This is a genomic window from Chryseobacterium lathyri (assembly GCF_003290185.1).
Taxonomy (GTDB): Bacteria; Bacteroidota; Bacteroidia; order Flavobacteriales; family Weeksellaceae; genus Chryseobacterium; species Chryseobacterium lathyri.
The window spans coordinates 232,285-244,759 of sequence record NZ_QNFY01000007.1 but is presented as its reverse complement, the minus strand read 5'-3'; the positions used below and the strand labels follow the sequence as shown (position 1 = coordinate 244,759).

At 36.4% G+C, this 12,475-nt stretch carries 10 protein-coding genes; 1 reads left to right on the top strand and 9 read right to left on the bottom strand.

Annotated features, from left to right (window positions below):
• The 9 genes from DRF61_RS12060 to DRF61_RS12020 all read right to left on the bottom strand — a co-directional run bounded on the left by DRF61_RS12060 (position 1) and on the right by DRF61_RS12020 (position 9,304).
• Positions 1–801 carry an enoyl-CoA hydratase/isomerase family protein gene (locus tag DRF61_RS12060; RefSeq protein WP_111957315.1) on the bottom strand — a complete coding sequence of 267 codons (801 nt, stop codon included), beginning with the start codon at positions 799–801 and terminating at the stop codon, positions 1–3.
• A 326-nt stretch (positions 802–1,127) separates the two neighbouring features.
• Complete coding sequence (locus DRF61_RS12055; RefSeq protein ID WP_146897179.1) at positions 1,128–3,002, bottom strand: right-handed parallel beta-helix repeat-containing protein; 1,875 nt, start codon at positions 3,000–3,002, stop codon at positions 1,128–1,130.
• Between the two features lie 144 nt (positions 3,003–3,146).
• On the bottom strand, positions 3,147–3,611 hold the full coding sequence (gene paaD / locus DRF61_RS12050) for a 1,2-phenylacetyl-CoA epoxidase subunit PaaD (RefSeq protein WP_111957311.1): 465 nt from the start codon (positions 3,609–3,611) through the stop codon (positions 3,147–3,149).
• 83 nt (positions 3,612–3,694) lie between these two features.
• Entirely contained in the window at positions 3,695–4,444 is a 750-nt protein-coding gene (gene paaC / locus DRF61_RS12045; protein WP_111957309.1) for a 1,2-phenylacetyl-CoA epoxidase subunit PaaC, read from the bottom strand.
• Positions 4,445–4,514: 70 nt separating this feature from the next.
• Positions 4,515–4,796, bottom strand: coding sequence for a 1,2-phenylacetyl-CoA epoxidase subunit PaaB (paaB, locus tag DRF61_RS12040; RefSeq protein WP_034725794.1), 282 nt, complete (start codon positions 4,794–4,796; stop codon positions 4,515–4,517).
• A gap of 114 nt (positions 4,797–4,910) precedes the next feature.
• Positions 4,911–5,849, bottom strand: coding sequence for a 1,2-phenylacetyl-CoA epoxidase subunit PaaA (paaA, locus tag DRF61_RS12035; protein ID WP_111957307.1), 939 nt, complete (start codon positions 5,847–5,849; stop codon positions 4,911–4,913).
• An 83-nt stretch (positions 5,850–5,932) separates the two neighbouring features.
• Positions 5,933–7,018: a 2Fe-2S iron-sulfur cluster-binding protein gene (locus DRF61_RS12030; protein WP_111957305.1), complete on the bottom strand. Its 1,086-nt coding sequence runs from the start codon at positions 7,016–7,018 to the stop codon at positions 5,933–5,935.
• Positions 7,018–8,334 (bottom strand): phenylacetate--CoA ligase family protein, encoded by a 1,317-nt coding sequence (locus DRF61_RS12025; RefSeq protein ID WP_111957303.1) that lies wholly within the window; start codon positions 8,332–8,334, stop codon positions 7,018–7,020. The genes DRF61_RS12030 and DRF61_RS12025 overlap by 1 nt, the downstream gene beginning before the upstream one ends.
• 391 nt (positions 8,335–8,725) lie before the next feature.
• Entirely contained in the window at positions 8,726–9,304 is a 579-nt protein-coding gene (locus tag DRF61_RS12020) for a TetR/AcrR family transcriptional regulator (RefSeq protein ID WP_111957301.1), read from the bottom strand.
• Between the two features lie 459 nt (positions 9,305–9,763).
• On the opposite strand from DRF61_RS12020, the gene clpB reads away from it, so the two are divergent.
• The gene (gene clpB, locus DRF61_RS12015) at positions 9,764–12,358 is read left to right on the top strand and encodes an ATP-dependent chaperone ClpB (RefSeq protein WP_111957299.1); all 2,595 of its coding nucleotides are present in this window, start codon (positions 9,764–9,766) and stop codon (positions 12,356–12,358) included.
• Positions 12,359–12,475: the final 117 nt, after the last annotated feature.

Here is a 12,475-nt window from a genome sequence, read left to right as displayed (position 1 = left end):
TTATTTCCCTTTATAATCAGGTTTTCTTTTCTGTAAAAAGGCGTTTACCCCTTCGATGAAATCTTCTGTCTCTGCAGCTTCCTGTTGTAGATCGCCTTCTAATTCTAATTGCTCTTTTAATGTGTTGTTATAAGATTGAGCGAAAGCTTTTTTAGTTAATCTAATAGCCGCAGTCGGCATATTTGACATTTTCTCAAGAATCTCCATAGATTTCGGAGCAAATTCTTCTTCAGTGAACACCTCAGCCACTAAGCCGTAAGATTTAGATTCTTCAGCTGATAGTCTTTTACCTGTAAATGCTAAATAATTAGCCAATTGTCTTCCCAATAATTTTGGAAGGAAATAAGTTCCACCCGTATCAGGAATGAGTCCGATATTTGAAAATGCCTGCGCAAAATAAGATTTATCTACCGCCAAAACAAAGTCACAGATCAATGCCAACATCGCGCCTGCACCTACTGCAGGACCATTTACCAATGCCACAACAGGTTTTTTACAACGCGTGATTTCTGTTACCAAAGGATTGTAGTAATCCACTACAATTTTTCTGATGATATCGTTATCATGGTGCTCATTACCCTGTACGAAAGCATCATCCAGATTCTGACCGGAACAGAAAGCTCTTCCTCTTCCCGAAATCGCCACACATCTTACTGTTGGATCTTCGCTGCATTCTTTAATAAAATCTTTCAGATCTGATAAAGAAGGCTTGGTAAGCGCATTCATTGTTTCCGGCTGATTGAGGTAAGCAATTTTCAGTTTTCCGTCAAAATGCGTTTCAATATCAAGTTGTGTATACATGGTTTTAAATTTAAAATTAAATGATTAAAGAATTAAAAAATTACACTGCTCTAATTTAACAATATAAAATAATGTGGCAATCTCTTTAATGTAACAATATAGCAGTTTAACAATGTAGCAATCAATAGTTCTGCATAACATCAAAAATAATTTAACAATGTACCAGTATAACAATTATTGTCAGACTGGTACATTGATTTATTAATACATTACATATCCAATTCCATAATATTGATCACGAGAATTTCGGGATCGGGAATCTGGGATGGTATGTTTAATATATTTTCTTGCATAATTTAAAAAAAAAGTTTTTCCCCCTTTGCCTCTTATATAGGGGTGTTATTATAATAATTCTGGAATTTAATATTATCTGTATAATCTTCTAAAATAGCATTTATAGTACAATTAAAAAGAATATTGTCTTTTGCTATAGTTTTATGACATCTTAAATAAAGACCGCGCCCAACATCACTGATTTCATTGTTTGATATGGTAACTTTTCCATCTAAGGAGTTTCCTGCAATAACTTGAGGGTCTGATGGCATAGGATCAAATTCATTAATTGAATTAATCGTAATCCCATATCCCTGAGTATTGCCAAAAATCAGATTATTTGAAATTACAAAACGCTTTGTAAAATTTTTATAAATATCTAGGTTACTTTGGGAATATATAGTTACTCCATTTATTAGAATTCCAACAAAACCCTCTCCACTTTGGATTGATTTAAAATTATTATTATTAATCAACACATTTCCAACTGTTGATGTCACTTTATGGGTAGATGATGTAATATTTCCACTGGAATCAAAGACATTATTAGATGTATAAGCTTTAAATACCACTGCAGGACCCCTAACATCTGATGCAATATTACTGGAAATATTAATGCTACTGATATTGCCAATGACTGTTATTATTCGCTTCAGTTTATTAAAAGTGTTATTTAGAATATTAATATTATCAGAAATAATATTATCATACTGTGATTGTAATATAATACCAAAGCTTTGATCACTCGATGTCTCGATGGTGTTATTGCTAATAAGTATATTTTTGAATTCTACTTGAGATCCTCGTGTTGATGAGTTTATAATTCCACTGTCATCAGCAATCAATTGATGAATAATATTATTACTGATAACGGCATTTTTCCTAGTTGAATCAAACCTTATTGCTCCCCATGTTGTATTTCTAAATACATTATTAGTCATGATAAAATTATTCACATTATCATAAAAATCTATTGCATAAAGCCTATGATGTCCGGTATTATTCCTACCGCAAAATTCAAAATAATTATTATTAATAAGCAATGAACCAAAGAGCCCACAGTCAAATGCAAAAATACCACAAGGCATTTGATCAGGATTAGGAATTGGATTGCCACTCCCATCTCTTGGTACTTTGTTTTTAAAAATATTATTTTCAACTGTAAAATTCACATTATGGGATTGTGTAAGTCCCAAATGTTCCATTCTATACATTTGGGTCTGAATTTCACTTTCAAAATAATTATGGGTAACTTTTATATCTCCTTCATTACATCCATAAAACTGAAGGCCTCGAGTATATAGATCTAAAAAACTACAATTAGTAACCTCTATATCTGTAGAATCTGTAATGTAGATACCCCCATTAAAATCCCTCATTAATTCATTACCTGCATTATCATAGTCGGCCTGAGTATAAACCTGTAAATTACTTTTATTTTGGTTAATCCTTATACCATCTATGACTAAATTATTACAATTAGTAAATTTTAAATAATAAGAATTAAATCGTTGATTACTATTTGATTTAATTACTGTATGCTGCTTATCTCCCAAAAGTTTAAAACAGGAAATATCTACAAAACTTAATTGTTCATTAAGAATATATTCTTTCGCATCAAATCTTAAAGTTGCTCCTAAATATCCCGCAGTATTAATCGCTTTAGTTAGCATGACTTTATCTCCGGTCCCATTTGCTAAATCAGTGGGATAAGTACATCTGTACCATTCTACATTAATGGTATTCTCTGTATAAATGGCTTTATAATATTTCCCGTTTTCTTGTCTCAGAACAACACCATCTAATAAGCTGGCACTAATAGGGTCTATTTCCTGATAACGGATAACTTCTCCGGTATTGTGAAATGTTTTAATAAGAGTGGATTCTTGACATGTTGATGGAAATTTCTGGCTGTTGCAATTTGTCATAATAAATGTTTTGTGTTGATTATTGTAAATAAGATCATTAAAAAATGATACTGACGCAAAACTAAGTGCCACTAACGACAAAACCTGTCGTATCATTTATTACTTACATAATGAAGTCATTTATTGAAAATGACTTTTTAACATTTAATGACATTTAAAATAATCAAAAGGCTCCAGGCAGTCCAGACACTGGTAAGAAGCCTTACACAATGTAGATCCAAATCTGCTGATCTGTTTTGAATTCATAGAACCACAACGCGGACATTTTTTCGGTTTCCCGATGTGATGTTCGTCTGCTCCTTTTTCGGGAGGTGTGATTCCGTAAATACGAAGTTTTTCTCTTGCTTCATCTGTTAACCAGTCCGTTGTCCATATCGGGAACATTTTGGTTACCACTTTCGCATCCCAGCCGTTTTCCTTCATGATCTTCACAATGTCTTCTTCAATGGTGAACATGGCAGGACAGGCAGAATAAGTAGGGGTAATCGTTATTTCACAAGTATTCTCGCTGGTAACTTTTGCTTCTCTTACAATACCCAATTCCACAATATTGATTACCGGAATTTCGGGATCAGGAACTAATTCTAATATTTCTAAAGGATTTTTCATTTTTAAAATGTACCAATTTATCAATCTAACAGTCTAGCAATTAATTGTTACATTGCTAAACTGCTAGATTGTTACATTTAGAATTACCACGTACATCCCGGATACGCTCTCTGCATATACTGAAGTTCGCAAAGAATAAATCCGAAATATTCTGTATGGTATCCTGTTCTGGATTTAGGCTGCATGAATGGATTTGCTGGGTATTCCAATCCATATTCTGCAAAATCTTTTTGTGTGATGGCTAAGAATTCTTTGTACAATTCGTCTCCGTCCGGGGCGATATTTAAAGCAATTAAATCATCCTCCCCTTCAACTTTCGCAAATAATCCTTTTGAATATTCCCAAATATTATCAAGAGATTTTACTAAACGTTCACGGCTTTCTTCTGTTCCCTGAGCGAAAATTTTCATCCAGGAAGAAGCGTGCGTATAATGGTATCTCACTTCTTTTAAAGATTTCTGAGCGAGTGCAGAAAGTTCTTCATCTGCGGAATTTGACAATGCCTCGTACATCAGTTTCTGATATACAGAGAATACATAGACTTTAAGAATGGTCTGCGCATAATCTTCATTAGGAAGTTCCACCCAATGTGCGTTGACGTATTCATGCTCGTATCTTAAGAAGGCTAGATCATCTTCACTTTTACCGTTATCCGCAACTCTTGATGCATATACATAAAAGTTATTGGCCTGGCCAAGTTCGTCCAATGCAATGTTTGTCAATGCAATATCTTCCTCTAAATAAGGACCTTCACCACACCACGCAGACAACCTTTGTCCCATGATGAAGCTGTCATCGGCAAACTTTAATAAATAATTATATAGTGGATTCATTTTTATAGAATTTAGAAATTAGAGGTTAGAAATTAGACTAAATTCTAGAATCTAACTTCTAACTTCTTTATTACATGTTTTTTACATCATTAGGAATATCATAGAATGTCGGGTGACGGTATAGTTTGTCATCTGCCGGATCAAAGAAAGCTTCCTTGTCTACTCCTTCTGAAGTCACGATATATTTACTTGGCACTACCCAAACAGAAGTTCCTTCTTTTCTTCTGGTGTAAACGTCTCTTGCATTCTGCAAAGCCATTTCTGCTGTTGGTGCCTGCACTATTCCTGCGTGTTTGTGAGATAATCCCGGTTTAGTCTGAATAAACACTTCCCACATATCTAAATTTGCCATAGTCAAATTCTAAATTTAACAATGTATCAATATAACAGTTTACCAATGAGATGCTTCGACAAGCTCAGCATGACAATGATTGTTACATTTTTACATTGGTATATTGTTACATTATTATATTACTTCTTTTTGTTGTTTCTCTGCAAAAGCTATTGCTGCTTCTTTTACCCAAAGGTTTTCCTGCTGTGCTTTTACTTTGGTCTGTAATCTTTTCTTATTACAAGGTCCGTTTCCTTTTAAGATTTCCATGAATTCATCCCATGGAAGTTCTCCGAAATCGTAATGCTGTCTTTCTTCATTCCACTTCAGATCTTTATCCGGAATGGTTAATCCTAAAAATTCAGCCTGAGAAACGGTAACGTCGATAAATCTCTGACGAAGACTGTCGTTACTTTCTCTTTTTACTCTGTAATTCATTGAGATTTTAGAGTTTGGCGAGCTGTCGTCATTCGGACCAAACATCATCAAAGCCGGCCACCAGAAGCGGTTTAGCGAAGCCTGAGCCATTTCTTTCTGCTGTTTTGTACCACGGCAAAGTGCCATTAGAATTTCGTAGCCCTGTCTTTGGTGAAAAGATTCTTCTTTACAGATTTTCACCATCGCTCTTGAATAGGGACCGTAAGAATTCCCCATCAACATTACCTGATTCATGATTGCAGCACCATCTACCAACCAACCGATCGCGCCGATATCTGCCCAGCTCAATGTAGGATAGTTGAAAATACTTGAATATTTTGCTTTTCCTTCCAACATATCATCATAGGTTGCGTCTCTGTCTGCTCTGATGGTTCCGTTTCCTAAGGTTTCAGTCGCAGAATACAGGTATAAACCGTGGCCTGCTTCATCCTGAACTTTAGCTAAAAGAGCCATTTTTCTTCTCAGTGAAGGGGCTCTTGAAATCCAGTTGGCTTCCGGCAACATTCCGACAATCTCAGAATGGGCATGCTGTGAAATTTGGCGAACCAACAGTTTTCTGTAATCATCAGGCATTACATCTTTTGGTTCTACTTTATTTTCTTCGTGAACGTATTGAACAAATTTTTCTAAGTCCATAATTTTCAATTTAGCAATGTATCAGTTTAACAATGTACCAATGATTGTTACACTGGCAAATTATTAGATTGTTACATTAATTTTTACACATCATAATTAAGCATCACCACATTCGTTGTCGGGTGACATTGACACGTCAGAACATAGCCTCTGGCTACTTCGTCTTCGGTAAGCGCAAAATTTTTCTCCATGAAAACTTCTCCTTCCAGAACCTGCGCCTTACACGTACAGCAAACTCCTCCCTTACAAGCAAAAGGTACAGGAAGATTGTCTTTTAATGCTTTATCTAAGATACTCTCTTTTTTAGAATTAAGGTGGAACGAATATTCATCATCATCAATGATTACCGTCACCATACTTTCTATATTCGCAATGGCCTTGAATTCATCACTCATCTCCTCAGAATTTTCATCATCAGGAGCAGTGAAATATTCAAATAAAACCTGAATGGCGGGTACTTTTTTATCTTTCTTTAAATAATCGGAAATCCCTTTAATCATTTCCGCAGGGCCGCAGATGAAATAAGTGGCTTCTTTTACATCAATATCTGTATATCTTTCAAATAACTGCTCTAATTTTTCAGCAGAAATTCTTCCTTCAAATACAGGATCTTCATGTTTTTCACGGCTTACCAGATAAATCACCTTCAGTCTTCCGTTGAAATGCTCTACCAGTTTATCGATCTCAGCTCTTTTCATCACATGATTCATGCTTCTGTTGCTGTAGAAAAGATAAGCGCAGCTGTTCGGCTCCTGATAAAGGCTTTCTTTAATATTGGATAAAACAGGACTGATACCGCTTCCTGCTGCCAAACCCACATAGGTTTTCACATTGGTAGGGTGATAAGAAGTATTGAAACCACCCATCGGAGGCATTACTTCCAGTACCTCATCCATATGAAGGTGCTCATTGAAATACCCTGAAACCTTTCCGCCGTCCAAAAGCTTTACCAGCACTTCCAGTGTGTTGCTTTTTTCGCTCGGGGCGTTGCAGATAGAATAAGAACGTCTTTCTTCATTCCCGTTGATCATCATACGGAAATTAAGATACTGCCCTTGCTTGAACCTGAATTTATCCTTCAGCTCCTCAGGAACTTCTACCGCTACGTTTACCGCATCAGGAGTATCTTTCTGAACCTTTACCGTTTTAAGTTTATAAAATGAATTCATTATTTTTTAAGTATTCTATTAATTTTTCCGCCTTCGCACTTAGGCAAGCTGTCCTGGGCATGAATTTTTACTTTCGTGGTAATTCCTACCCTCTTTTTTATTTCGTTTTCTATGTTTTTTCCAAAGCTGCCGACAAAATTAAAATAATCATCGGTATTAGCATCTATTTTTTGAGCTTTCACCAGTTCATCATCAATTTCTACGTCGATATCCAATGCTACACACATCTGCTCTTTTTCAACCGGTGTAAGATAATAGTTCGGAACTACTCCTTTTACGTGTGAAAATGCCTCTTCGATCTGGCTTGGATATACATTAACCCCTCTTACGATCAGCATATCGTCTGCTCTTCCTTTGATAGGTTTCATTTTCACCATGGTTCTCTTCGCATTTTCATCATAGTAAAGACTTGTAATGTCATTCGTCCAATACCGTAAAAGCGGCATGGCTTTTTTCGTTAAAGTCGTAATAACCAGAACCCCTTCTTCCCCAAACGCAACCGGTTGTTTCGTCACCGGATCCAATATTTCAGGATAAAAATGGTCTTCCCAAATGTAAGAACCTCCTTTCTCTTCAAAATCCTCCATGGATACTCCGGGACCGATAATCTCGCTTAATCCATAGATATTCGTTGCATGAAGGCCTAATCTTTCCTCGATATGGCTTCTGATAATTTCCGTCCATGGCTCAGAGCCTAAAACAGCATATTTCAAACTGATTTCGTCTGCAGAAACTCCTCTTTTCGTAAATTCATCCGCAATCGTCAATGCATAAGAAGGCGAGCAGCAGATTACTTCAGGTTTAAAATCTAAAATCAGATCAACCTGTCTGGCGGTCATTCCTCCCGAAATAGGAAGAACGCTCATCCCCAACTTTTCTGCTCCGTAATGGAGCCCTAACCCTCCGGTAAAAATTCCGTATCCGTAAGCATTGTGCAACTGCATTCCCGGTCTTGCTCCTGCTGCATATAATGATCTGGCAACTACTTCACTGAAAAGATCCACATCTTCTTTTGTGTAGCCCACCACTGTAGGTTTTCCTGTAGTTCCGCTGGAACAGTGAATTCTCTGCAGCTCATTTTTCGGAACGGTAAAAAGTCCAAACGGATAATGATCCCTCAAGTCCTGTTTGTAAGTTATAGGAAGTTTCGTGATATCTTCAATCGACCTTATATCCTGTGGAGCTATTCCTGATTCATTAAATTTCCCTCTATAAAATTCTGATCTCTCTTCAAGATAGCCGACCAAATCTGTCAACCGTTCAGACTGAAGCTGTCTCAACTGGTCGAGCTTTATATATTCAACTGAAAAATCCATATCCTACTAACTAACACTTGTTAGGTGTAAATTTAAAAAGAATTTCTATGCTGACAAAATTTTTATGACTTTTGTCACATTTTGAATGATTCTAAATAACTGAATAGGGTACGATGAGTTATTTTTCCGTAAACAGTCCCAATATTAGGGTTACATGAGAAGGCTCTTATTTGAACCATTAAGATTTTTTTAAGGAAAAATAATTAAGGAACTAGCAAAGCTATTGTCATTCATACTTGAAGAGAGTAACTATTAGGTCATGTCATTCCTGAACATCCTTGGCAAGGTTTAAAACCTTGCCAAGGATAAAAAATACGATTTTCAGCACTAAAACATTCAGCTTAAAATGTAAATCTTGTGCACAAGCTTTTGTGTCTTTTGTGGTAAAAAATTATTGCTTTTGATTTCCTAGCAAGCCATACAGGAGCTTAGCTCTTATTTCATCTGTAATTTCAGAAGTGGATTCTGTATTTCTTTTGAACCAGAAATAGGAATTATTAAGGGTATGAAGAATAAATCTTGTCGTAAAAGTCGGTGATTTCAGTTCCCATTTTTCAGCATCGTAGATCTCAGAAATTAACTGCTCTACCTCATCCTGATAGTTCTTTCTCAATGCTATAAATTCAGGAAGTCTTTCTTCAAGGTGTCTCCATTCATTAGAATAAATATGGGTAACATCACGATTTTGAAGAACGACGGATAAATGCTTGTCTAAAAATAAATTGAGTTTATCTTTTGGAGCAATGTCCGTATTTTTCACTTCCTGGAGTTCATCAAAAAAATCCTGTGCAATGCCAAAGCAAATCCATTCCAGAATTTCTTCCTTTGAACGGATATGGGCATACAGTGACGCAGCTTTGATATTAAGTTTTGTGGCAAGATCTCTAACCGAGCTGCCCATATATCCTTTCTCTTTGAAAAGTTCTACGGCTACGTCTAAAATTTTCTTTTGTTTTTCTTTAAGCTCCATCTGGTAAAATGCAAAAGTAATTATTCTGAGGTTAATAAATTAATTTAACACTATGATTTTAAACACAGAAGCGGGAGTTTTACTAAACGACCCCGTCAAATCAGCAATTTTTCTATTTGGAGTTTCTGGTTAAGTTTAGATAAAAAAGCCTTTAAATATTAAAATCGCTCCTTCATTCTATTTTCAATTTTTCCCGAATCGGACGGTTTTTCCATTATTTCAAAGCCAATATTAAAGAATCGGAAATTTTGTCAAGTTAATTTAACGTTAAAAATAGATAATCCGGAAATTTTGTCTATGTTTTTTGTAAATTTAATAATTGAATGATTTTTGAAATACAGTAATCGATTAAATGATTAAATAACTTGATGGCATTAAGAAACCGGGCCTGAAAATTTGGTTTCTTGGTGTCTTTTTAAAACTGAACCAAAAACAAATATTACCAAAAACATAAAAAATATGAACTTAAACCAATATACTGTAAAATCACAAGAAGCCATCCAGGCAGCACAGCAGACTGCCATGGAATTTGGTAACCAGAGTATTGAGCCACAACATATACTTGAAGGAATTTTTCAGGTAGATGAAAATATTTCACCTTTCTTACTAAAAAAATCTGAAGCGGATGCCAATCTGGTAAGGGAAAGAAACAGGGAAAATATTGAGAGACTTCCAAAAGTTCAGGGAGGGAATATTTATCTTTCCCAGTCTGCGAACAAAGTTTTGCTGGACGCCCCGAATATTGCTAAAAAAATGGGCGACGAATATGTAACTATTGAGCATCTGTGGCTTTCGTTACTGGAAACCAGTTCCGAAGTATCCAAAATGCTTAAGGATATGGGCGTTACTAAAAGCCTGCTGGAAGGTGCTATCAAAGAATTAAGAAAAGGAAGCAAGGCTACTTCTGCCAGTTCGGAAGAGACTTACCAATCCTTAAATAAATATGCTAAAAACTTCAACGAATTAGCAGCAGAAGGAAAACTGGATCCGGTAATCGGGCGTGATGAAGAGATCAGAAGAGTGCTTCAGATTCTTTCGAGAAGAACTAAAAACAATCCGATCCTTATCGGAGAGCCGGGTGTAGGTAAAACAGCCATTGCTGAAGGTATTGCCCACCGAATTATTTCGGGAGATATCCCTGAAAACCTGATGGACAAAACGCTGTACTCTCTGGATATGGGGGCGCTAATTGCCGGAGCCAAATACAAAGGTGAATTCGAAGAACGTTTGAAATCTGTGGTGAATGAGGTGATCAAGTCTGAAGGGCAGATCATCCTATTCATCGATGAAATCCATACTCTGGTAGGCGCCGGAGGCGGTGAGGGAGCAATGGATGCAGCCAATATCCTGAAACCTGCTCTAGCAAGAGGAGAATTAAGAGCAATCGGTGCCACTACCTTGAATGAATATCAAAAATATTTTGAGAAAGATAAAGCATTGGAGAGACGTTTCCAGAAAGTAATGGTGGAAGAGCCGGATACGGAATCTGCCATTTCAATTCTTCGTGGAATTAAAGATAAATATGAAGCTCACCATAAAGTACGAATTAAAGATGAGGCGATCATTGCCGCAGTGGAAATGTCTCAGCGATATATTTCAGACCGTTTTTTACCGGATAAAGCGATTGACCTTATTGACGAAGCTTCAGCGAAGTTGAGAATGGAAATCAATTCAAAACCGGAAGAACTGGATGTACTGGACAGAAAACTGATGCAGCTGGAAATTGAATTGGCAGCCATTTCAAGAGAAGGCAACCAAACGAAAATTGATCATTTGAAAGAAGATATTTCAAAAATTTCTGAGGAAAGAAATGAGATCAACGCGAAATGGCTGAAAGAAAAACAAAAATCTGAGGATTTAACACAGATTAAAAAAGATATTGAGTCTTTGAAACTGGAAGCAGAAAAAGCCTCAAGGGCTGGAGATTATGCGAAAGTTGCAGAAATTCAATACGGAAAAATAAAGGAAAAAGAAGATGCTCTGCAGAAACTTGAACTGGAGATGCAGAACCATCAGAATGAATTAATTAAAGAGGAAGTAACTTCTGAAAACATCTCTGAAGTCATTGCAAAATGGACAGGAATTCCTGTTACCAAACTTATCCAGTCTGAAAGAGAAAAGCTTCTGAATCTTGAAACTGAGCTTCACCATCGTGTCGTTGGGCAAGATGAAGCGATAGGAGCTGTTGCGGATGCCATCAGAAGAAACAGAGCCGGATTAAGTGATGATAAAAAACCAATCGGATCTTTCTTATTCTTAGGAACAACTGGTGTTGGTAAAACTGAACTTGCTAAAGCTTTGGCTGAATATTTATTCGATGATGAGAATAATATGACAAGGATTGATATGAGTGAATACCAGGAAAGACACAGTGTTTCCAGACTGGTAGGTGCTCCTCCGGGATATGTAGGATATGATGAAGGCGGACAGCTGACGGAAGCAGTACGAAGAAGGCCATATTCTGTGGTTCTTCTGGATGAAATTGAAAAAGCACATCCGGATGTTTTCAACACTTTGCTGCAGGTTTTGGATGACGGGCGCCTGACAGATAATAAAGGACGTGTGGTGAATTTTAAAAATTCAATCATCATTATGACTTCCAACTTAGGTTCACACCTGATCCAGGAGAATTTTGAAGACATTACAGAAGAAAACCAGAACGAGATCGTCAGCAAAACCAAGGATGAAGTTTTTGATCTTCTGAAACAAACGCTCCGTCCGGAATTCCTGAACAGAATTGATGAAGTGGTATTATTCCAGCCTTTAAATAAAAAAGAGATCGGAAAAATTGTTCAGTATCAGCTGAGAGGCTATAATGATATGCTTTCCAAGCGAAACATTATCATGACCGCCACTCAGGATGCCCTGGATTACCTGATGAATAAAGGCTATGACCCTTCCTTCGGTGCAAGACCGCTGAAAAGAGTAATTCAGCAGGAAGTATTAAATAAATTATCAAGAGAAATTCTGGCCGAAAAGGTAAATGACGGTGACAGAATCACTTTAGATTATTTTGAAGAAACAGGTTTGGTTTTCAGACCGACAGATCAGTAAAGTAGTTTTTTTCATATATATTATTTTTGTAAGTAAGTGGTGCAGCCCAATCTGCATCACTTATTTTTTTATTGACTTTTTTATCATAATCATGTGAAATATTACTACATTTATCAT